The organism is Paenibacillus algorifonticola (assembly GCF_050481745.1).
Classification (GTDB): domain Bacteria; phylum Bacillota; class Bacilli; order Paenibacillales; family Paenibacillaceae; genus Pristimantibacillus; species Pristimantibacillus algorifonticola_A.
The window spans coordinates 121,155-142,001 of the sequence record NZ_JBCNGR010000007.1 but is presented as its reverse complement, the minus strand read 5'-3'; the positions used below and the strand labels follow the sequence as shown (position 1 = coordinate 142,001).

Here is a 20,847-nt window from a genome sequence, read left to right as displayed (position 1 = left end):
AAACCGGATCTATCTGGATTAGCCAGGCAACGTTTTGCCAGAAAATAGCGAGCTTAAGCTGCATATTTTGTCACCTCTTAGGGCTCTGCTTCTAGTTTTGTCGCCGTGCAGGAAACGCATGCCCCGCTGGAGAAATGCTAGTTCTATCCAAATGCACAGCTTAAAGGAGATGAACAGCAATTATGAATTTGCAAGCTGAACTGGAGCATTATCGCAATGTGCTTATTGTACGTCTGCGTGGAGAGCTGGATCATCATACAGCGGACGTCGTCAAGGTCAAGATGGAGGATGCCATTTTACGAGGAAGCAGCGACCACATCATTCTCAGCTTGAAGGATTTGCAATTCATGGACAGCTCGGGGCTTGGCGTCATTCTGGGCAGGTATAAGCAAGTGAAGGCAAGAGGCGGAAAAATGATTGTCTGCGACGTTAGTCCAAGCGTTCACCGGCTTTTTGAAATGTCGGGCTTGTTTAAAATTTTAGAGATTCATGATAATGAACGGATGGCGATTTCAAGTCTGGAGGTGGTATCGTGAAGCGAAGCAATGAAATGTCATTAACCTTCAGCGCCCGCTCAGAGAACGAGGCTTTTGCCCGCGTAGCGGTGTCAGCCTTCGTCTCCCAGCTCGATCCGACGCTTGGGGAGCTGAATGATTTAAAGACAGCAATCTCGGAAGCGGTAACCAATGCGATTATTCACGGCTATGATAGCGACGCAGCCGGCAAAGTGACGATAGAGGGGTATATTGAAGGAGATGCGATCTCCTTGACGGTTATTGACCACGGACGCGGTATTGAAGATTTGGACTTGGCTCGCCAGCCGCTTTACACTTCCAAGCCGGAGCTTGAACGCTCGGGAATGGGTTTTACGATCATGGAAAATTTTATGGACCGATTCGAGGTTGTCAGCGAGCTTGGCGGCGGTACGCGCGTCAGCATGCTGAAACGAATTGAATCGAAAAAAGCGCTATACAACTAGCGCATAGGGGTTGAACCTCATGGATTCCGGGTTGAAACAAACGGCTCAGCCGTATTTGGATGATGCGGAAGTAAAGCGGCTTATTGCGTTAAGCCAGTCTGGCGACACGTTGGCAAGGGACACGCTTGTAGGATGCAATATTCGTTTGGTATGGTCAGTAGTGCAGCGTTTCATCAACCGGGGCTATGAGCCTGACGATCTGTTTCAGATCGGCTGTATCGGTCTGCTCAAGTCGGTTGACAAATTCGACCTTTCCTATGATGTTAAATTTTCCACCTATGCCGTGCCGATGATTATCGGTGAAATCCAGCGGTTTTTGCGCGATGATGGTACGCTTAAGGTAAGCCGCTCACTCAAGGAAACGGCAAATAAGGTACGCAAAATGAAAGACGAGCTGTCCAAGGTGCTGGGACGGCTGCCGACCATTAGCGAAGTAGCGGAACGGCTGGGCATTACGCCGGAGGATGTTGTATTTGCGCAGGAAGCGAATAAGCCGCCAACCTCGATTCATGAGACGGTATTTGAAAATGATGGCGATCCCATTACGCTGATGGATCAAATTGCTGATGATTCCCAGGAGCGCTGGTTCGACAAGCTTGCGCTCACCGAGGCCATTGAAGGTCTCAGCGAGCGGGAGCGGCTCATCGTATATTTGCGTTATTACCGGGACAAGACACAGTCTGAAGTAGCCAGTCGTCTAGGCATTTCACAAGTACAGGTGTCCCGTCTGGAGAAAAAAATATTGCAGTCCATCAAAGATCAAATCGCCTTGTAGGCGGTTTGATCTTTTTTTCTTGTTTTTACCTGCTGCAGCGTGACTATCTGATTCCTGTTTTTCTCATACTAAAAGGGAAACGAACCCAAGTACAGACAAAGGACTGATGACGGATGGATACGATGCAGCGACAGCCTCTCTATTTGCGCTTGCGCAAGCGGATTGGAATACGCCCCGGGAAAGAAGTGACGCTCGGGCAGGCGGCGAGGCTGCTTGGCGAGTCCGAAGAGCAGGAACGCCGCTTGGGCCAGGTCGTTCTATATCGTCATAGCAAGCCAGACGGCAACCGCGTCGTCATCGATTTGCTTCAAATCGTCAGCCAGCTGCGGGAGCTGGAGCCAGGTTTGTCTATTGAAGCCTATGGCGATCCGCAGGTGCTGGTCATGATTGCGGATAAGCCGCCCAAGCCGCGCATTCCGCTGCTGGTTTTTTCATGGCTGCTGCTGTTTTTCGGCGCAGGCCTGGCTATTATGAACTTCCATACGGACGTCAGTATGAAGGAGGTCCATATTCGGATCGTCGAGCTGATTACCGGAGAGCATAACGAGCATCCACTGTGGTTTCAGATTCCATACTCCTTCGGCATCGGGCTGGGCATGGTGCTGTTTTTCAACCATCTGTTCCGAAAAAGGTTCAATGAAGAGCCGAACCCGCTGGAGGTAGAGCTGTTCACCTACCAGGAAAATGTGAACGCCTACGTCATCGCCGACGAGATGCGCAAAAAAAATGATCGTCAAACCGCTCGGAGTGAGGACGATGCTTGACTTTCCGATTCATGCGTTTATTGTCATGCTGGGCTTATCGGGAGGGCTTGCGGTAGGCAGCGGACTGGTGGCGCTGCTGACTGTGCTGGATCTTATTCCGCGGCTTGCGCAAATCGCTTATGCCTACAGCCTGTCCATATGGTTTGAGACGGCCGTTATAAGCGGGGCGGTCTATTGGACTTTCGCAGATTTTTTCGATTGGAAGCTTTCGCTTGCAGGCATTACGTCACAAATTGCTGCCGGGTTGATGAACGGCATTTTCGTCGGCTTGCTTGCGGCGGCGCTTACGGAGGTGCTGAACGTCTTCCCAATCCTCGCCAAACGCATCCATTTGTCGGACTATCTAGTTGGTCTTGTAATGGCGATGGTGCTTGGCAAAACACTAGGATCACTGCTGGACTGGCTTTGGTATCAATGGTAGGAAAAGGCAGGGAGATAGAATGGCCATGCTGGAGAACTGTGTGAGGTGAAGGAAGAAGATGGACAAGGATCAGGAGCAGCATAATGAACCGGGACAAAATTACAAGCACGCTAGTATTCCTGAAATGATGAAGCTGGGAAATGAGCGGGGTACCGATGCAGATGTGGACAACCATTCTTCCGGTAGAAGCAAAAGAAGCTGGCGGCAGGTGAAGAAGTTCATTCACGCCAAGCAGCTTGCTGGAGGGGAGCATAAGAAGCAAGATAAACCACTGCATGCCCGCTCTAAAACGCTAGGACAAGGGAAGCAGCAAGGCAAAGAGCAGGATAAAGGGAAAGGGCAGTCCGGCCGTGATGAGCGCATTCCTTCAGATTTGGATGATGTATTGGAGCGGCTGAAAAATGAGCTTGGCTACGGCACCAGCTTCGATGTAGTCGTCCGGGAAATGATCTTCGGCGAGCGGCGGGTTGCCTTCGTGTTTATGAACGGTTTGGCAAAGGATACGCTGCAAACAGAAGTGCTTAAGCGGCTGACCTATTTGCAGCCGGACGATTTGTCATCCGATGCGCTGCATGCCTTTCTAGATATGTATGTGCCAGCGACTCAAGTTAGGTCTGAGCAGGATTGGAACAAGCTGCTGACGGGCATTCTCTCTGGGGGAACGGCGCTGTTCATCGACAAGGAAGCGACGGCGCTGCTCATTGATGCCAAAAACTACCCGGCCCGCTCGCCGGACGAGCCGAGCCTGGAGCGGGCCGTCAGGGGCAGCCGTGACGGTTTCGTCGAAACGTTGATGATGAATATATCGCTTGTACGGCGCAGACTGCGCGACCCGCAGCTTCGTTACGAGCTGGTGCAGATCGGCGAGCGAACGCAGACGGATGTCTGTATCGCCTACATTGACGATCTGGTAGACAAGGAATTGCTTAAATCCATTAAGGAAAAAATTTCGCTGGTCAAGGTTGACGGCCTTCCGCTTGCCGACAAGCAGCTGGAGGAGGCGACCGTTAAACGGGGGTGGAGCCCATTCCCGCTTGTGCGTTACTCTGAGCGTCCAGACGTCGTAGCCTCACATTTGCTTGAAGGGGCAGTTGTCGTCTTCGTGGATACGTCGCCGAGCGTCATGATTTTGCCGACGACGTATTTCGATCTTATCCAGCATGTCGAGGAAAATCGCCAGACGCCGTTTATCGGTACCTATCTGCGCTGGGTACGATTTATTGGCATATTCGCCTCGCTTTTTCTGCTGCCGCTCTGGCTGCTGTTCGTTATCCATCCGGAGCTGAAGCCGCAGGCGCTGGAATTTCTCGGACCTTCAAAAACCGGCAAGCTGCCGCTGCTCGTGCAGTTTTTGCTGGCAGAGGTCGGCGTCGATCTGCTGCGCCTCGCCTCGGTGCATACACCAACTTCGCTGGCAACGGCGATGTCGCTCGTATCGGCTATTCTCATTGGCGATATTGCAGTGAAGACAGGCATTTTCGTCAACGAGGTCATTTTGTACATGTCGGTTGCGGCTATTGGCATGTTTGCGACGCCGAGCTATGAGCTGGGCCTGGCGAACCGGATTATCAGGCTTGTGCTCATTACGCTTGTAGCCTCCTTGCAGGTGCCGGGCTTCATCGTTGGAACGACGGTCATCCTGCTGTTTTTGTGCATGGAGCGTTCATTCAACCGCCCTTACATGTGGCCGTTCATCCCATTCGACTTCAGGGCGATGCTGAATATTATTTTCCGGACGCCCGTGCTGCAAAATCGCAAGCGGCCCAATCTGCTGCGGCCGCAGCAGCTCGATAAAATGCCTGAAACGGAGTAAAATCGTAAAAAATGCAAATGACATGTTAAATTATCCATTACGCTTGCGGATAGATTGCGATATACTGTTGCTATTGGTGCAAATCGAATCTATTCACGTATGGAGGAATAATAACAATGTACTTGCATGGAACGAGCAAAGTTAATGCCCTGGGGCATTTGGAAATCGGTGGCTGCGATGTAACGGAGCTGGCGAAAGAATATGGTACGCCGCTATATATTGTCGATGAGGCGCTTGTGCGTCAGCGTGCGAATGAATATGTGACCGCTTTTCAAAAATCCGGCCTGAAATTCCAAGTGGCCTATGCCAGCAAAGCATTCAGCACAATGGCTATGTGTGCGCTTGCCGAGCAGGAAAACCTGTCGCTTGACGTCGTTTCCGACGGAGAGCTTCATACGGCGCTGAAAGCGGGCTTCCCGGCAGCGCGCATCCACTTTCACGGCAACAATAAATCGCCGGACGAAATCAACATGGCGCTTGATGCAGGCATCGGCTGCTTCGTAGTCGACAATTCTGTTGAGCTTAAAGTGCTTAATGCGCTGGCGAAGGACAAAGGCTTGACAGTTAAAATTTTGCTGCGGATTACGCCAGGTGTTGAGGCGCATACGCATGACTATATTTCCACAGGCCAACAGGACTCCAAGTTCGGCTTTGACTTGACGAATGGCGCGGCTAAGTCGGCGATTAAAGAAGCGATGGAGCTGTCCAATCTGGATGTGCTTGGCGTTCATTCCCACATCGGCTCGCAAATTTTCGAGGTAGACGGCTTCCAGATGGCTGTTGAGAAAATGTCGGCGTTTGCGATTGAAATTCGCCAGGACCTTGGCTTGACGTTCCAGGTTATCAACCTTGGCGGCGGCTTCGGCATCCGTTATGTTGACGGGGATTCCCCGCTTCCAGTTGCTCAATACGTAGCAGCGATTACGGATACGCTTATTTCCAGCTTTACGGCAGCGGATTTCCCGCTTCCTGAAATTTGGGTTGAGCCAGGCCGCAGCATGGTTGGCGATGCAGGCACAACGCTCTATACCGTTGGAACGAGCAAAGAAATTCCAGGCGTGCGCAAATATATCGCTGTAGACGGCGGCATGATGGATAACCCGCGTCCGGCGCTTTATCAATCCGTTTATGAGGCGGTGCTTGCGAATCGTGCGAACGAAGCGAACGAAGAGACCGTTACCGTAGCGGGCAAAGCTTGTGAAAGCGGCGACAAGCTCATTATTGATCTGGAATTGCCGAAAGCAAACAGCGGCGATCTGCTTGCAGTATTTTGCACGGGCGCTTATAATTATTCGATGGCGAGCAACTACAACCGTTTCCGCCGTCCAGCCGTCGTATTTGTCAAAGATGGCGTGTCTGATCTCGTCGTTCAGCGCGAATCTTTGGACAATATTGTCGGCAATGACTTGCTTCCGGCAAGACTTCACAAAACAGCCCTTGCGAAATAAGGGTTAAATTTGGTAACGTAGTCTTATTCGGATATAGAAAGGTAGATGTTTAATAGATGGCAAAACAAGCGAAAATTACAATGGCAAACGGAGCAGAGGTTATTATTGACCTTTTTGATCAAGATGCGCCTAACACAGTTGCAAACTTTGAGAAGCTTGCAAACGATGGTTTTTATAATGGTTTGACTTTCCATCGCGTAATTCCGGGCTTCGTTGCTCAAGGCGGCTGCCCTACAGGCAATGGCACAGGCGGACCTGGCTACACAATCAACTGTGAGATCAACCCGAACAAGCATGAGCGCGGTACGCTTGCAATGGCGCATGCTGGACGCAACACAGGCGGAAGCCAATTCTACATCGGCTATGCTCCACAGCCGCATTTGGATGGCGGACACACTGTATTTGGCAAAGTAGCTAAAGGTATGGAGCATGTTGACACGTTCCGCCAAGGCGAAAAAATGGAAAAAGTTGAAATCGTAACGGTTTAATCGTTGCGGGAAGGCCGTTTGTTTTTTCGACTCGTCGGAAAAATAAACGGCTTTTTTATAATAGAATGGGACAGTATGGCTGCTGACCTGAGAATCAGAATCGAAATTTCTTGCTTTTTCAATTTTGCGGTGGTAACATTTCATCAGAGTTACATTTTAAAAGTAATTGTTTCAAGAGTGAAATATAAGCCCATTATAAAATGGAAAACTTATAAATTCTTATATAAAAAAATAATACAGTGACTTTCCTTCGGGGTCGGGTGAAATTCCCAACCGGCGGTGATCAGGAGGCTGTCTAAGCGCTTTGAACGATGAAGCGATTAGCTGCTGCCTGTCAGTCCGTGACCCGTGTACAATCCATTCAGAGCGTGTGAACGCATGAGCGGTTTGTATACGGCTGACCTGGTGCAATTCCGGGACCGACAGTACAGTCTGGATGGGAGAAGGAGACACTTTCAAGGCGTGATTTCATGCTTATTTGCTTGCACTTTTTTTTCGCTGGGCAATTAGGTCTGTTAAAATCGATTATTTGTGTACTTGAAAGAGGGTCTCTAAGGTATACTCTCATCTCCGTTGGCTATGTTGCTAATGGAGGTTTTTTGCGTTCATGGATATTTTGAATGACAGTTATTATATGAGCTTGGCACTGGATATGGCAGAGAAAGCGGCTGGGCAGACGGATATTAATCCTATTGTCGGGTGTGTCGTTGTAAAGGACGGTCGAATAATCGGCATTGGCACGCATCTCAAGCGGGGAACCGGGCACGCCGAGGTGCATGCGCTGCAAATGGCGGGCAATGAAGCGGAAGGCGCTACCGCGTATGTCACGCTGGAGCCTTGCAGCCATTTTGGCAAGACGCCTCCCTGCTGCGAGCGGCTCATTGATGCCAAGGTGGCACGGGTAGTCGTTGCTACGACCGACCCAAACCCGCAGGTAGCTGGGCGGGGCATAGAGCGGCTCAAAGAATGCGGCATTGAAGTTGAGGTAGGGCTTCTGGGAGAACGTTCCAACCAGATGAATGAGAAATTCAACAAGTACATTACGACGAAGCTGCCGTTTGTCACCCTCAAGACAGCGAGCACGCTCGATGGCAAAATTGCTTCCCGCACCGGCGATAGCAGATGGGTAACGGGCAGTGCGGCAAGGGAGCAGGTGCATACGCTGCGCCACCAGCATATGGGTATCATGGTTGGTATCGGCACCGTGCTTGCCGATGATCCGCAGCTCACGACGAGAGCGGATGTACCGGCGCTGCATCCAGTGCGGATTGTGATCGACAGCAGCTTGAAGCTGCCGCTCACCGCGCGCGTGGTTACGGATCGGACGGCAAGAACGATCGTCATTGCGACTGAGCAGGCGGATGAAGCTAAGGCGCAGGAGCTGCTGGCAGCTGGCGTCGAGCTCATTCGGGCAGGCAGCGGAGAGAAGGTTGATTTGCCGGAAGCGATGAGAAAGCTCGGCGAGCTGGAAATCGGGTCGATTTTGCTGGAAGGCGGCGGCAAGCTCAATGGCGCAATGCTCACAGCAGGACTCATCGATAAAATTATGCTTTATATGGCTACCAAAATCATTGGTGGAGCAGCAGCTCCCGGCACCTTTGATTTTGAAGGATTTGAAAAAATGGCACAGGCTATTGAGCTGGAGCGTACGCAGGTGGAACAAGCAGGAGCTGATATTTGCATAAGCGGCTACCCGGTCTACCGTCATGTTTAGAAAGGAGGATTAGCCATGTTTACGGGTCTGATTGAAGAAGTCGGCAAGCTGAAGCGGGTGGTCAAGCAGGGCGAGGCTATGGTAGTGACGATTGCCGCTTCCCGCGTTCTTGAAGGCGTGGCGCTGGGCGACAGCATAGCCGTAAACGGCGTTTGTCTGACGGTCATCTCCTTTACTGGCAGCACCTTTGACGCTGATGTAATGCCAGAGACATACCGACGCTCCAATCTTCACCAGCTAAAGCCCGGTGAACAGGTCAACCTGGAGCGTGCGATGCTGGCTGGAGGGCGCTTTGGCGGTCATATGGTGCAGGGACATATTGACGGCACAGGCATCATTGCAAAAAGGGCAACCGACGCCAATGCAGTTATATTCAGCATTAAGTTGAGCGACGCAGCGACGCAGAAATATATCATACCCAAAGGTTCGATCGCCATTGACGGCATCAGCTTAACGGTTGTCGCGACGAATGATTCAGGCTTCTCGGTATCCGTCATCCCGCATACGCTTGGCGAAACGGCTTTGCTGGATAAGCGCATAGGCGATTCCGTTAATATCGAATGCGATATGATTGGCAAATATGTGGAGCATTTGCTGCATTTCAAGCCGGCTCGCGAAGCTGGTTCGGCTTCAGGCAGCAAAGCTGGCAAGGCGGGCGGAGCGAAGCTGAGCGCTGCTTTTTTAAGTGAAAATGGATTTATGTAATACCGATATAGAAGAAGTGGTGAACGATCAGGAGGGAAGCTTTATGGGACAGCAGGATCAGCCTTTGGATAAATCATTGTTTAATACGATTGAGGAAGCGCTTGAGGATTTGCTACTTGGCAAGCCCGTTATCGTTGTAGATGATGAGGATCGTGAAAATGAGGGCGACCTCATTGCGCTGGCCTCAATGGCGACGCCTGAAGTGATCAATTTTATGATTACGAAGGCGCGCGGGCTTGTGTGCGTTCCGATTACCGCAGCGCGTGCGGAGCAGCTTGAGCTGCCGCCGATGGTAGCGCGCAATACGGATTTTCATGGAACGGCTTTTACCGTTTCCGTTGACCATATTTCCACAACGACTGGCATCTCCGCGCATGAGCGCTCCGAGACGGTCAAGTCGCTCATTGACCCGAATACGAAGGCGGCGGATTTCCGCAAGCCGGGCCACATTTTTCCGCTAATTGCGAAAGATGGCGGTGTGCTCAGACGGGCAGGCCATACAGAGGCGGGTATTGATCTGGCCCTGATGTGCGGCTCGGAACCAGCAGCGGTCATTTGCGAGGTCATTAATGAAGATGGAACAATGGCAAGATTGCCGGATCTCGTGGCGTTTAAGCATGAGCATGATCTCAAGCTTATTACCATCCAAGAGCTGATTATATACCGCAATGCGAAGGAAAAGCTCGTCGAGCGTGTCGTTGAGGTAAATATGCCAACGGATTTCGGCGATTTTAAAGCCATTGGTTTTACGAATGATGTAGACGGCAAGGAGCATGTTGCTTTTGTCAAAGGCGAGATTGATCCGGAAAGCCCGCTGCTCGTGCGCGTGCACTCGGAATGCTTGACGGGCGATGTATTCCATTCGCATCGTTGTGACTGCGGTCCTCAGCTTGCGGCGGCATTGACACAAATTGAGGAAGCGGGTAATGGCGTGCTGCTTTATATGCGCCAGGAGGGACGCGGAATCGGGTTGATTAATAAGCTGAAAGCTTATGTGCTTCAGGAGCAGGGGCTCGATACGGTTGATGCCAACTTGCAGCTTGGATTTGCGCCGGATTTGCGAGACTATGGCATTGGAGCGCAAATTTTACGCGATCTCGGCATTCGCAAAATGCGCCTGCTCACCAACAATCCGCGCAAAATTAAAGGGCTGGAAGGCTATGGCCTTGAAATAACCGAGCGTGTGCCGATTCAAATGGAAGCGAATAAGGACAATGACCGTTATTTGCGGACGAAGCAGGCGAAGCTTGGGCATCTGTTTGATTTTCAGGATCAAAATCAGGAACAACAGTAATATTACACTCATTATAAAAACCATTTGGGAGGAATTAATTATGCCGCATGTATATGAGGGACATTTAGTATCAGAAGGCTTGCGTTACGGAATCGTTGTTGGAAGGTTTAACGAATTTATTGCCGGCAAGCTGCTGAGCGGAGCGCTTGATGCGTTTAAACGCCATGGCGCTTTGGATAATGAGGTTGAGGTTGCTTGGGTGCCAGGAGCTTTTGAAATTCCGCTTATCGCGCAAAAAATGGCAGAGAGCGGCAAATATGATGCGGTTATTACGCTTGGCGCCGTTATTCGAGGATCAACGCCGCACTTTGATTATGTGTGCAACGAGGCGGCAAAAGGAGTAGCGGCTGTTGGCTTGAAAACAGGCGTACCGACGATTTTTGGCGTATTAACGGTTGATTCCATCGAGCAAGCGATTGAACGCGCAGGAACAAAAGCTGGAAATAAAGGCTATGAAGCAGCTGCTAGTGCAATAGAGATGGCTAATTTGACAAAATTGCTGCATAATTAAGCTTAAGGCTTGCAGCTCGTGAGAAGGGCCTCTGAGAAGAGGCCTTTCTATTTTTTACGCGTAACGGATGAATGCCGCTAGTGTGTGTTGGCATCAGCTGTTTACGCTTACGGGTGGCGCAGCGATTTTATCGGAAGATTAGTCGGGAGGAAATGGCAGTGTCAGTGCTTTACAAGCTGGAATCTTTCGAAGGGCCTCTGGATTTGCTGCTGCATTTGATTGATAAAGCAGAAATCGATATTCATGAGGTATCGATCAACGAGATTACAGATCAGTATATGGACTATTTGAACGCAATGACGGAGATGGAGCTTGAGGTAACCAGCGAGTTTTTGGTGATGGCAGCTACGCTGCTGGCCATCAAGAGCAGGCAGCTGCTGCCGAAGCCGCCCGTATTTGAGGAAGAATATGAGGACTGGCCGGATGATGGCCTTGATCCTCGTGATGAGCTCATTCAGAAGCTCGTTGAATACCGCAAATTCAAGCAAATTGCCGAGCAGCTGCGCGAGAAGGAAACGCAGCGGAGCCTCGTTTTTTCGCGTGAGCCGGAGGACATGACCCCCTTTTTGCAGGAGCAGGACATTAACCCGCTTGAGGGCCTGCATGTGTCTGATCTGGTAGCGGCTTTTCAGCGTGCGCTCAAAAAGGCGGCGAGGCGCCAATTTGTGGCAACTGTCCAGCGGGATGAAATTTCGGTGAAGGATCGGATTCGCGACATTGTAGAAGTGCTGCGGCAGTACGAGACGGTACAGTTTTCAAAGCTGATTCGTGAAAATATGGACAAGCATGAAATCGTCGTAACGTTTTTGGCGATTTTGGAGTTGATGAAGATGAAGCATATTCGTTGTTTTCAGCATCAGCTGTTTGATGATATTGTCATTCATTGGAGAGGGGATGCAGAGGACAGTGGATTATCAGAAGTTGAAGTCGATTATTGAGGGCCTGCTGTTCATGGCAGGAGATGAGGGGCTGACCAAGCGGCAAATTGCTGATATCATGCAGTTTGATGCCGAGCTTGCTGCCGATTTGGTATATGAGCTGCACCGTGATTTGGCGCGGGAAGAGCGAGGCGTTCAGGTAACGGAGGTTGCTGGTGCTTATCGGTTGACGACGCATCCTGATCACGCAGCTTATTTTGAGCGGATGGCCTATACGCCAACACGTTCGCAGCTGTCGCAGGCTGCGCTGGAGACGTTATCAATCGTCGCATACCGCCAGCCAATTACCCGTATTGATATCGAGGAAATACGCGGTGTCAAAACCGATAGAGCGATTCAGTCGCTTGTCTCTAAAGATTTAATTGAAGAGGTGGGCCGCGCGGAAGCAATTGGACGTCCTATTTTGTATGGCACGACTAAAGCATTCCTCGATTATTTCGGCTTGTCGAGCATTAAGGCTTTGCCAGAGCCGAAGCACATTGATGTTGAAGACGCGCTTGAAGAACAGACGCAAATGCTGTTTGAACGGATTGGCGAGCGCCAAATGACGATTGACGAGATTCCGCCTAATTAATCAGGCTTGCAGAGAATGAGATTTGACCGCCGGGTCATACTATATTCAACCCATAACAGGAAAACGGAGGAAGCAATATGCCCGGAAACCTTTACGGCTTGATGACGGCGGCAGGTCTCTTTTTTTTGTTCTTATTGCTGCTTGCCCTTGCTTCGCCGGTACGTGTATTTGGAAAGCTATCAAGGAAGGGCGAGTTTGACCATATCGATGTGCGAATTGTTGGGCTATATGGGCTGCTGCACTATAAGGTGAAGATCCCGCATCTGAAATTGCAGGGGGCCACGATTCGGCTGCATGAGCAAATTAGTACCAACCATGCGGGCGTACAGCATTCCAAAGAGCATCAGGGGAAAATTGACGCCGAAAATGTACAGCGGTTTATTGAAAAACTGAAGCATGCGCTGGAAGTAACCGATAATTTGAAAGGCTGGGTTAAGCAGCTGCTGAAAAAGGTGCAATTGACCGAATGGAAATGGTCGACAACGGTAGGTGTTGGGGACGCGATGTGGACAGCCATGACGACTGGGGCTGTGTGGTCGATTAAAACGACGATGCTGGGCGTCATATCGCAGTTCGTGCTGCTTAAAGCCGATCCGGTGCTCCAGGTGCAGCCGATGTACCAAGGAACTTATTTTCAGACGGAATGGCATTGTACGGCTAAGCTCAGCATGTTCCATGCGGTGAGATCTTGGCTTTCTTTGCGGCTGAGACTCAAAAAAGGCTCGCATGGCATTCACGTGTGGCACCATATATTGTTCAAATAAAGGATGAGCATAGCTAAATATTTCATAGGCAAGCAAAACCACCTCCTTCAAAAAGGGCGTGGTTTTGCTTTTTTTAAAATACATACAATGCGTGGCCGCGGGAAACATTATTAGCGTAGCCTACGTTAAATTGATTTGGACAATTAGGAGGAGATGTTGTGCAAGAGCATCCAATACAGGGCCTTATGCAGACAGCAATGGAAAATATTAAAGAAATGGTTGACGTCAATACGATTGTAGGCGACCCTGTGCAAACGCCAGACGGCAGCATTATTATGCCGATCAGTAAAGTTGGCTTCGGTTTTGTAGCCGGAGGCAGTGATATGCGGTTCAGTGATGACAGCTCGGCTTCGTCCAGCAGCTCCGATGAAAGTCACAAAGCTACCGTAGCAACTCCTTTCGGCGGCGGAAGCGGCGGCGGCGTATCAATCACACCAATTGCCTTCCTCGTTGTCGGCACCCAAGGTGTTAAAATCGTGCCGCTCGACAACAACACGCATTTGCTCGAGCGGATTATTGATTCGACACCGTATGTATTTGACAAGGTGCAATCGATGATGCGAAGCTCATCAAGTGGTGCGGGTCAATTATCAGGCACCAACATGAACTCAGGCTATATGAGCACCACCGATTCAACTATTATTTAAGGCCAGAGCTGCCCGCAAGGGCAGTTTTTCGTTTTAAGCCATCTACACATTACAGTCTTATTTTGCCCAGACAAGCATATAGTGTATAAGGCGTTTAAAAGTCTGTGGGAAAGGCAGATGTCCTTTCTAGTTTATTAGACTTACACATAGGAAAGGGGCCGCGAAGAATGAATAGCAATGTGAAAACAGCTCGAATACTGCTCTTGTTAGGTTTGGCGCTCTGCTTGACAGGGACAAGCCTTCCTACGTCAGGCTACGCGGCTGAACCAGAACCGCTGAGCACCCATGCATCAGCGTCGGCGCTGATTGATGTCACCTCGGGCAGATTGCTCTACAGCGAGGACGGAGACAAGCCGATGCTTATAGCCAGCTTAACCAAAATTATGACCGCAATCGTAGCGATAGAGCATGGCAACCTGTCAGGCACCGTCAAGACGGGCAAGCGTGCGGTAGGCAAGGAAGGCTCCTCGATTTATTTGCAGCTTAATGAAGAAATGAAATTGCAGGATATGCTCTATGGCCTTATGCTGCGCTCGGGAAATGATGCAGCAACCGCAATTGCCGAGCATGTCGGCGGTTCAGAGGAAGGCTTCGTTGTGCTGATGAATGAAAAGGCTGCTTTTCTGGGAATGAAAAACTCCCAATTTAAAAACCCGCATGGCCTTGATGAGGAGGGCCATTATTCCTCTGCTAACGATCTTGCTAAGCTGGCCGCTTATGCACTGCGCAATCCCGTGTTTGCCAAAATTGTCAGCACACCGGTCAAGCAGGTTCCAAACCCGCATAAGCAGTGGCAGTACAAATGGGTTAACAAAAATAAAATGCTCCAAATGTATGAAGGAGCAGATGGTGTTAAAACCGGCTATACCAAGCAGGCGCTGCGCTGCCTTGTAAGCTCCGCCACCCGTGGCGGTCAGCAGCTGGCAGCTGTCACGCTTAGCGATGGTGACGATTGGGCGGATCATCGCCAGATGCTTGATTGGGGCTTCGAGCATTATCCGCTTGCCCAAATAGCGGGCAAAGGACAGGCGCTAACCGGCTATCCTTACGCTGTAGGGCAAAGCTTCAGCTACCCCCTAACGGAGGAAGAAAAGGGCCAGCTAACTTCACGGCTTGTTGTGGTAAAAGAGGCAACGACGCGTTATGCACTAGGCGAAAGAGGAACGCTGGAGTGGTATATGAACGAGGCGAAAATAGGAGCTGTGCCCATCTATGATACGGGGAGCAGCAGACTTACACCTCCGGAGCACAAAAAAGCCGAAGCGGATGCTTTTTTCAACGATGGGCTAAGGAAAGAAAGTTATTTGGCGGCGGCTGGCGAAGCCATTCGGGCGTTGTTTAGATGAGAAAAGTCTGCAGTATATTACTATTAATTGTTTCTGAAACGGCTGCTTCGTAATTAAGATGAAAGCCGCCGTTTACGCTTGACTGCTTGGGGAGGCGGGAAGCATGGTTAATTTTATTTGGCTGTTTTTAATTGTTATCAGCGTCGTCGTCGGTGCTTTCAATGGCAAAATCGATGCAGTAGCCGGAGCAGCGTTCACAGGGGCGCAATCCGGCGTGACGATCAGCTTTGGGCTGATCAGCATTATGGTTTTCTGGCTGGGCATGATGCGAATAGCGGAGGATGCCGGGCTGTTGAAAAAAATGGCGCAGCTGCTTGGTCCCATCGTTCGCTTTCTATTTCCCGATGTACCTAAAAACCACCCGGCACTCGGCTATATTATGAGCAACCTCAGCGCCAACCTCTTCGGATTAGGCAACGCAGCAACGCCAATGGGCATTAAGGCGATGCAGGAGCTGCAAAAGCTGAGCCCAGATCCGGAAGTAGCCACTCCAGCTATGTGCACGCTGCTAGCGCTAAATACTTCCAGCATAACGCTTATTCCTACGACATTAATTGCGATTCGCATGAATTACGGCTCAGCGAATCCGGCGGAAATCGTCGGCACAACGCTCGCCGCAACGTTTATTGCCACCACCGCGGCGATTGCAGCTGATCGCTGGTACCGCAGCAGGCAGAAGCCGCCTATTATTAAAGGCCCATCCCAGCCTCTTGCTTCTCCAGCCAAGCCGGGAGCTGCGGCAGCTTCGGGGGGAGGTGGCGGCGTTGCTTGACGCTTTTACAAGAGCATCGGCATGGCTGATACCCGCAATTATCGTATTTATTCCGCTTTATGCGGCTTTTCGCAAAGTTCCCGTCTATGAGACCTTCACAGAAGGAGCCAAGGACGGCTTCGGTACGGCCATTGCCATTATTCCCCATCTCGTCGGGATGATGGTCGCGATCAGCATGTTTCGCGCTTCTGGCGCGATGGATTTTATGATTGGCGCCGTTCGCCCGCTGTTCGATTGGCTCAGCATACCTAGCGAGGTATTGCCGCTTGCGGTGCTTAGGCCGTTGACGGGGGCAGGGTCGCTTGCTTTCACCGCAGACCTGATTCAAACCTATGGGCCGGATTCGATGATTGGCCGGATTGCGTCTACCATTCAAGGAAGCACGGATACGACGCTTTATGTGCTGACCGTTTATTTTGGCGCTATCGGCATTCGAAAAACCAAATATGCGCTTAAAGTGGGCTTGTTTTCCGATCTGATCGGTTTTTTGGCGGCAATTTTCATTTGCATGTACATATTCGGTTAACAGTGCTTGTGCTTTGTGCCTCATATCGGTATGATAAAGTTTGAGGTGAAAGTATTGGAACGTTTACAGAAAATATTAGCGCAAGCGGGCATCGCATCCCGAAGAAAATGCGAGGAAATGATTTTGGCCGGAGTGGTGGAAGTCAATGGCGAGAAAGTGACCGAGCTTGGTGTGAAAGCAGACCCTGCTGTTGATGTCATTCTCGTGAATGGCAAGCCGATCCGAAATGAGAAAAAAGTATATGTGATGCTGAACAAGCCGAAGGGCGTTATTACGAGCGCGAGTGATCCGCAAGGCCGCAAAATCGTCTCTGACTATTTGCCAGGCATCAGGGAGCGCGTGTATCCGGTAGGCCGCTTGGACTATGATACGGAAGGGCTGCTGCTGCTGACGAATGACGGCGAGTTCGCCAATCTTCTGACGCATCCGAGCCATCATGTGCCGAAAACCTATTATGCGACAGTAAAGGGCGTGCCTCACGGAACGCTGCTGGACCAATTGAAGAAGGGCGTTAAGCTTGAAGACGGCATGACCGCTCCTGCTGAGGTTGAGTACCAGGACGTTAATACGGAAGAAAATACATCGACTGTCCGTATTACCATTTATGAAGGCCGCAATCGTCAGGTGAGACGGATGTTCGAAGCGATTAACCATCCTGTCGTTCGTTTGAGAAGGGTGAAGTTCGGCGAGCTGGGCTTGCATAATTTGGCAAGGGGGCAATTCCGCCATCTGACGCCTGTAGAAGTGAAGGAGCTGCGCGAAGCTGCTCGCAAGTCACATAAAGTTCATAAAAAGTAGACGGCGGCAGCGGCAATTGCCGCCAGCTTTTCGTTATAATGAAACTATCTATGATGACACACTAACCGAAATGCAGGTGATGAAAGCCCTATGAAATCGTCACGCAAAATCATGCAAATCGTCATATTGTCAGCCGTGCTCATTATCGGAGGGTATGCGATTGGAACAACTTTGTTTGCCTCAGGCGAAAGCGGGGACATTCCGAAGGTGGGAGGCACACCGCCGGAGTTTAAGCTTGTAGATTTACAGGGCAACGTGCATCAGCTGTCCGATTATAAGGGGAAAGCGATCGTCGTTAATTTCTGGGGAACGTTCTGCCCGCCATGCGTGAAGGAAATGCCGGAATTCGAACGTCAATTTGCCAAATGGCAAAAGGATGGCCTCGAAATTCTGGCTATTAATTTGAGTGAGGATACTCTCACCGTTAACAATTTCGTCCACCAGTTTGAGCTGAACTATCCGATATTGCGCGATGTTGACAGGAAGACGGAGCGTAAGTATGGACTTAGGTCGTATCCGACTACTTTTTTCGTTAAGCCGGATGGCACCATTATGGATATTACAGTTGGTGGAATGACAGAGGAATATATCGATGAGCGTATTGAGAAGCTGTTAACGTATTAGGAGGTTTCTTCCGTGTTATCTATACATAACACCAAGTGTGAATGCGGGCATCAGAACGCGATTGGAACGGTGCTGTGCGAAAGCTGCGGCAAGCCGCTTATGGAGGACCAGCAGCAAAGTGAGCCGCTGGAAATGCGTTACGACGGTATTGCCCGGCGCTCGCAGAAAAAAAACCAAAATCCGATCGATCGGATTTGGAGCTTTTTTTCTTCCGTTAAAATTGCGATTTATTTGATCGTGCTGACGTTTCTCGGCGCTACTCTCGGAACGATTTACCCGCAGGAAAACACATTTATTAATAATTTTGATATTGCGGCTTATTATGAAAGTACATACGGCCTCCCAGGAAAAATTTATCATATGCTGGGATTGTCGCACACTTATGAATCCTGGTGGTTCATTACGCTGCTTGTAATGATCGGAACGTCGCTCGTCATTTGCAGCCTGGACCGGATTTTGCCGCTTTATCGGGCACTGAGCAAACAGCAAATTCGCAAGCATCTCCAATTCATCAATCGGCAGAAGACGGTTTATTCCGCAAAAGTGGACGAGCCTGCCGAAGCATGGGTGGAGCAGTTTGCAGCTCAGCTAAAGCGGAAGCGCTATCGTGTTCATATGGACGGTTCAGCGCTGCTTGCGGAGAAAAACCGATTTAGTAGATGGGGGCCTTATATTAATCATATCGGCCTTATTTTGTTTCTGCTGTCGATACTCGCTCGCAGCTTGCCAGGCTGGCAAATGGACAGCTATATTACCGTTGCTGACGGCGCAACCGTACCGATTGAAGGCACCAACTATTTTGTCAAAAATGAAAAGTTTACCGTTGATTTTTATACCGATGACGAGCTTCCACCGGAGCTCAAGGGACAAGCCAGGGCGAAGCTTTATGAAACAGCGGCTGTGCTTTATACATGTACAAGCGGCTGTGAAGCTGGCCAGACGCCGGTGCTGGAGGAAGTAGCGAAGCATGATATTATCGTCAACAGTCCGCTGAAGTACAAGGGTTTGAAGCTTTATCAATTTGACTTCGACCTGACTCCTAAGCTGATCAGCGTGAAGCCGATGCTGATTAACAAAGAGACGGGCGAGAAATACGGGCCGTTTGAGCTGACGATGAAGGATGCGGCGCTGAATTATGAGCTCGGCCCTTACAAAATGCGGCTGATCGCCAACTACATGGATTTCGCAGTTGGCGAGAACGGCGAACCGACGACGCTCGGACGAGAACCGAACGCGCCAGCATTCGTCTTTCTGATTACCGGGCCGGGACTGCCTGAAACGGGACAGCCTTATATGTATTTCCCGATGCAGAAGGACAAGGAGAAGTTCGGGCAAGATCAAATTAATGGCGCTTTAGCAAGCAAGTTTGAGATCAAGGTCGACGGAATGCAAAATGTCAACTTCTCAGAAGCTTCTACCTCGCTTAATGTTCGTGTGGACAAGGCATTGAACTTCGTCTGGGTCGGCGCAGCTATATCAATGATTGGCCTATTGATGGGCTCATATTGGCAGCATCGCAGAATTTGGCTGCGCATTGACGATGGCCAGCTGTCGCTTGGCGCACACACGAATAAAAACTGGTATGGGATGCGGGCGGATGTGGCGGGCACGCTTCAAAAAATTGGCGTGACCGTAGATCCAAAGTCGCTAGATAACGGAGGGAATAACGCGTGAGTTTAGTTGATTTGAGCAGTGATGCTTTTATAGCCGCTTTTTTTCTGTATTGCTTTGCCTTTTTGTTTTATGTCATTGCGATAGCGGGGAAAAAGTGGAGCAACCGCGATCCGTTTCAGCATGAGAAGCGCTGGGGACGCATTGCGTTTATAACTTCAAGCTTGGGGCTGGCCGCCCATCTGACCTTCTTCTTCACACGTTGGGCAGGAAGCGGTCAAATTCCCACGAGTAATATGTACGAATTTATGACCTTCCTCGGCATGGCGATTATGATTGCTTTTACGATTATATATGCGATTTATCGTAAAGCGCTGCTGGGCATGTTTTCCCTGCCGCTAACCGTTATTATCGTGGCTTATGCTTCGGTTTTTCCACAAGAGGTTCAGCCGCTTATTCCAGCGCTTAACTCGATTTGGCTTAAAGTGCATGTCACGACAGCTGCGCTCGGCGAAGCCTTTTTTGCCGTCGGTTTTGCTGCTGGGCTTATGTATTTGCTGCGGGTTGTTGATTTCAATAGCGAGACCAAGGAAGCGCGGAGATCGCGTTTTTGGGTCGAATTTTCGCTATATACGATTATTATTATTATTGGATTTCTGGTTGCGGTATTTGGTTTCCGCTCCGCCGGTTATGAAGCACAGTTCTCACAAGAGCTCTCTACGGTCGATGCTAAAGGGATTGAGTCTTCTAAAGTCGAAACGGTTGATTATACGCTGCCTCCAATTGTGAAGCCTTATAACAGCCAGGTTGTCCATGCAGACAGCTTCCTCGGCATGACGGATACGAAGCTTGAGGCACCATCATGGATGAACGGCGTAAATGCGGGCCGCAAGCTCAATACGGTTATTTGGTCGATTATTGCCGGAACGATTTTGTATGGCTTGCTTCGCCTTGTATTCCGCAAGCCGCTTGGGGCGGTCATTCATCCAGTCATGGAGGGTGTTGACCCGGATGATCTGGATGAAATCAGCTATCGTGCCATTGCGATAGGCTTTCCGATTTTCACGCTCGGTGCGCTCATCTTTGCCATGATTTGGGCCAACATTGCCTGGGGCCGATTCTGGGGTTGGGACCCGAAGGAAGTTTGGGCGCTTATTTCCTGGCTTTACTACAGTGCTTATTTGCATTTCAGATTGTCGCGCGGTTGGCAGGGCCTGCGGTCCTCTTGGCTCGCGGTCATCGGCTTCGTCGTTATTTTGTTTACGCTGATTGGCGTAAATCTGGTAATAGCGGGCCTTCATTCTTACGCGGGAACGAATTAATCGCGATTGGGAA

Annotated in this window: 23 protein-coding genes and 1 riboswitch; all 23 genes read left to right on the top strand. The window is 50.2% G+C overall.

Going from position 1 to position 20,847, the window contains the following annotated elements:
* The first annotated feature begins 182 nt into the window (after nt 1–182).
* Nucleotides 183–536, top strand: coding sequence for an anti-sigma F factor antagonist (gene spoIIAA / locus ABEW34_RS07320; RefSeq protein WP_430156519.1), 354 nt, complete (start codon nt 183–185; stop codon nt 534–536).
* A 14-nt stretch (nt 537–550) separates the two neighbouring features.
* Nucleotides 551–979 carry an anti-sigma F factor gene (gene spoIIAB, locus ABEW34_RS07315; RefSeq protein ID WP_430156602.1) on the top strand — a complete coding sequence of 143 codons (429 nt, stop codon included), beginning with the start codon at nt 551–553 and terminating at the stop codon, nt 977–979.
* A gap of 19 nt (nt 980–998) precedes the next feature.
* Nucleotides 999–1,754, top strand: coding sequence for an RNA polymerase sporulation sigma factor SigF (gene sigF, locus ABEW34_RS07310; RefSeq protein ID WP_046231980.1), 756 nt, complete (start codon nt 999–1,001; stop codon nt 1,752–1,754).
* Between the two features lie 113 nt (nt 1,755–1,867).
* Nucleotides 1,868–2,518 carry a stage V sporulation protein AA gene (locus tag ABEW34_RS07305; RefSeq protein WP_430156517.1) on the top strand — a complete coding sequence of 217 codons (651 nt, stop codon included), beginning with the start codon at nt 1,868–1,870 and terminating at the stop codon, nt 2,516–2,518.
* Complete coding sequence (locus ABEW34_RS07300) at nt 2,511–2,939, top strand: stage V sporulation protein AB (protein WP_430156514.1); 429 nt, start codon at nt 2,511–2,513, stop codon at nt 2,937–2,939. Before ABEW34_RS07305 ends, ABEW34_RS07300 begins: the two co-directional genes overlap by 8 nt.
* A 58-nt stretch (nt 2,940–2,997) precedes the next feature.
* Nucleotides 2,998–4,752, top strand: coding sequence for a spore germination protein (locus tag ABEW34_RS07295; RefSeq protein WP_430156511.1), 1,755 nt, complete (start codon nt 2,998–3,000; stop codon nt 4,750–4,752).
* A gap of 116 nt (nt 4,753–4,868) precedes the next feature.
* Nucleotides 4,869–6,200, top strand: coding sequence for a diaminopimelate decarboxylase (gene lysA, locus ABEW34_RS07290; protein WP_430156508.1), 1,332 nt, complete (start codon nt 4,869–4,871; stop codon nt 6,198–6,200).
* 56 nt (nt 6,201–6,256) lie between these two features.
* Nucleotides 6,257–6,688, top strand: coding sequence for a peptidylprolyl isomerase (locus ABEW34_RS07285; protein WP_056028903.1), 432 nt, complete (start codon nt 6,257–6,259; stop codon nt 6,686–6,688).
* Nucleotides 6,689–6,930: 242 nt separating this feature from the next.
* Nucleotides 6,931–7,140: riboswitch (FMN riboswitch) on the top strand.
* 155 nt (nt 7,141–7,295) lie between these two features.
* Nucleotides 7,296–8,402 carry a bifunctional diaminohydroxyphosphoribosylaminopyrimidine deaminase/5-amino-6-(5-phosphoribosylamino)uracil reductase RibD gene (ribD, locus tag ABEW34_RS07280; protein WP_430156505.1) on the top strand — a complete coding sequence of 369 codons (1,107 nt, stop codon included), beginning with the start codon at nt 7,296–7,298 and terminating at the stop codon, nt 8,400–8,402.
* A gap of 15 nt (nt 8,403–8,417) precedes the next feature.
* Complete coding sequence (gene ribE / locus ABEW34_RS07275) at nt 8,418–9,107, top strand: riboflavin synthase (protein ID WP_430156503.1); 690 nt, start codon at nt 8,418–8,420, stop codon at nt 9,105–9,107.
* A gap of 43 nt (nt 9,108–9,150) precedes the next feature.
* Complete coding sequence (locus ABEW34_RS07270) at nt 9,151–10,401, top strand: bifunctional 3,4-dihydroxy-2-butanone-4-phosphate synthase/GTP cyclohydrolase II (protein ID WP_430156501.1); 1,251 nt, start codon at nt 9,151–9,153, stop codon at nt 10,399–10,401.
* 40 nt (nt 10,402–10,441) lie between these two features.
* Nucleotides 10,442–10,912, top strand: coding sequence for a 6,7-dimethyl-8-ribityllumazine synthase (gene ribH / locus ABEW34_RS07265; protein WP_056028895.1), 471 nt, complete (start codon nt 10,442–10,444; stop codon nt 10,910–10,912).
* Nucleotides 10,913–11,070: 158 nt separating this feature from the next.
* Nucleotides 11,071–11,850 (top strand): segregation and condensation protein A, encoded by a 780-nt coding sequence (locus tag ABEW34_RS07260; protein ID WP_056028893.1) that lies wholly within the window; start codon nt 11,071–11,073, stop codon nt 11,848–11,850.
* A complete protein-coding gene (gene scpB / locus ABEW34_RS07255) occupies nt 11,819–12,424 on the top strand; it encodes an SMC-Scp complex subunit ScpB (protein ID WP_046231988.1) in 606 nt (201 codons plus the stop codon). The genes ABEW34_RS07260 and scpB overlap by 32 nt, the downstream gene beginning before the upstream one ends.
* Before the next feature lie 77 nt (nt 12,425–12,501).
* Entirely contained in the window at nt 12,502–13,188 is a 687-nt protein-coding gene (locus tag ABEW34_RS07250) for a DUF2953 domain-containing protein (RefSeq protein WP_430156498.1), read from the top strand.
* 158 nt (nt 13,189–13,346) lie between these two features.
* Nucleotides 13,347–13,835, top strand: a complete 489-nt coding sequence (ytfJ, locus tag ABEW34_RS07245) for a GerW family sporulation protein (protein WP_430156495.1) — start codon at nt 13,347–13,349, stop codon at nt 13,833–13,835.
* Between the two features lie 167 nt (nt 13,836–14,002).
* Complete coding sequence (locus ABEW34_RS07240; protein ID WP_430156492.1) at nt 14,003–15,181, top strand: D-alanyl-D-alanine carboxypeptidase family protein; 1,179 nt, start codon at nt 14,003–14,005, stop codon at nt 15,179–15,181.
* A 103-nt stretch (nt 15,182–15,284) separates the two neighbouring features.
* A complete protein-coding gene (locus tag ABEW34_RS07235; RefSeq protein ID WP_430156490.1) occupies nt 15,285–15,953 on the top strand; it encodes a nucleoside recognition domain-containing protein in 669 nt (222 codons plus the stop codon).
* Entirely contained in the window at nt 15,946–16,479 is a 534-nt protein-coding gene (locus tag ABEW34_RS07230; RefSeq protein ID WP_056028883.1) for a spore maturation protein, read from the top strand. Before ABEW34_RS07235 ends, ABEW34_RS07230 begins: the two co-directional genes overlap by 8 nt.
* Nucleotides 16,480–16,533: 54 nt before the next feature.
* A complete protein-coding gene (locus ABEW34_RS07225) occupies nt 16,534–17,277 on the top strand; it encodes a pseudouridine synthase (RefSeq protein WP_046231994.1) in 744 nt (247 codons plus the stop codon).
* Nucleotides 17,278–17,367: 90 nt separating this feature from the next.
* Nucleotides 17,368–17,901 carry a redoxin domain-containing protein gene (locus ABEW34_RS07220; RefSeq protein ID WP_430156487.1) on the top strand — a complete coding sequence of 178 codons (534 nt, stop codon included), beginning with the start codon at nt 17,368–17,370 and terminating at the stop codon, nt 17,899–17,901.
* A gap of 12 nt (nt 17,902–17,913) precedes the next feature.
* Nucleotides 17,914–19,575, top strand: a complete 1,662-nt coding sequence (gene resB / locus ABEW34_RS07215; protein WP_430156484.1) for a cytochrome c biogenesis protein ResB — start codon at nt 17,914–17,916, stop codon at nt 19,573–19,575.
* Nucleotides 19,572–20,834 (top strand): cytochrome c biogenesis protein CcsA, encoded by a 1,263-nt coding sequence (gene ccsA / locus ABEW34_RS07210; RefSeq protein ID WP_430156481.1) that lies wholly within the window; start codon nt 19,572–19,574, stop codon nt 20,832–20,834. Before resB ends, ccsA begins: the two co-directional genes overlap by 4 nt.
* The last annotated feature ends 13 nt before the right edge of the window (nt 20,835–20,847 follow it).

Excerpts from the sequence above, each read along its gene's own strand:
- ribH (WP_056028895.1), top strand. The coding sequence starts at position 10,442 with ATGCCGCATGTATATGAGGGACATTTAGTATCAGAAGGCTTGCGTTAC.
- ABEW34_RS07305 (WP_430156517.1), top strand. The coding sequence starts at position 1,868 with ATGGATACGATGCAGCGACAGCCTCTCTATTTGCGCTTGCGCAAGCGG.
- spoIIAB (WP_430156602.1), top strand. The coding sequence starts at position 551 with ATGTCATTAACCTTCAGCGCCCGCTCAGAGAACGAGGCTTTTGCCCGC.
- ribD (WP_430156505.1), top strand. The coding sequence starts at position 7,296 with ATGGATATTTTGAATGACAGTTATTATATGAGCTTGGCACTGGATATG.
- ABEW34_RS07250 (WP_430156498.1), top strand. The coding sequence starts at position 12,502 with ATGCCCGGAAACCTTTACGGCTTGATGACGGCGGCAGGTCTCTTTTTT.
- ABEW34_RS07270 (WP_430156501.1), top strand. The coding sequence starts at position 9,151 with ATGGGACAGCAGGATCAGCCTTTGGATAAATCATTGTTTAATACGATT.
- ABEW34_RS07300 (WP_430156514.1), top strand. The coding sequence starts at position 2,511 with ATGCTTGACTTTCCGATTCATGCGTTTATTGTCATGCTGGGCTTATCG.
- lysA (WP_430156508.1), top strand. The coding sequence starts at position 4,869 with ATGTACTTGCATGGAACGAGCAAAGTTAATGCCCTGGGGCATTTGGAA.
- ABEW34_RS07240 (WP_430156492.1), top strand. The coding sequence starts at position 14,003 with ATGAATAGCAATGTGAAAACAGCTCGAATACTGCTCTTGTTAGGTTTG.
- ABEW34_RS07235 (WP_430156490.1), top strand. The coding sequence starts at position 15,285 with ATGGTTAATTTTATTTGGCTGTTTTTAATTGTTATCAGCGTCGTCGTC.
- ABEW34_RS07295 (WP_430156511.1), top strand. The coding sequence starts at position 2,998 with ATGGACAAGGATCAGGAGCAGCATAATGAACCGGGACAAAATTACAAG.
- spoIIAA (WP_430156519.1), top strand. The coding sequence starts at position 183 with ATGAATTTGCAAGCTGAACTGGAGCATTATCGCAATGTGCTTATTGTA.
- ABEW34_RS07220 (WP_430156487.1), top strand. The coding sequence starts at position 17,368 with ATGAAATCGTCACGCAAAATCATGCAAATCGTCATATTGTCAGCCGTG.
- sigF (WP_046231980.1), top strand. The coding sequence starts at position 999 with ATGGATTCCGGGTTGAAACAAACGGCTCAGCCGTATTTGGATGATGCG.
- ABEW34_RS07285 (WP_056028903.1), top strand. The coding sequence starts at position 6,257 with ATGGCAAAACAAGCGAAAATTACAATGGCAAACGGAGCAGAGGTTATT.
- ribE (WP_430156503.1), top strand. The coding sequence starts at position 8,418 with ATGTTTACGGGTCTGATTGAAGAAGTCGGCAAGCTGAAGCGGGTGGTC.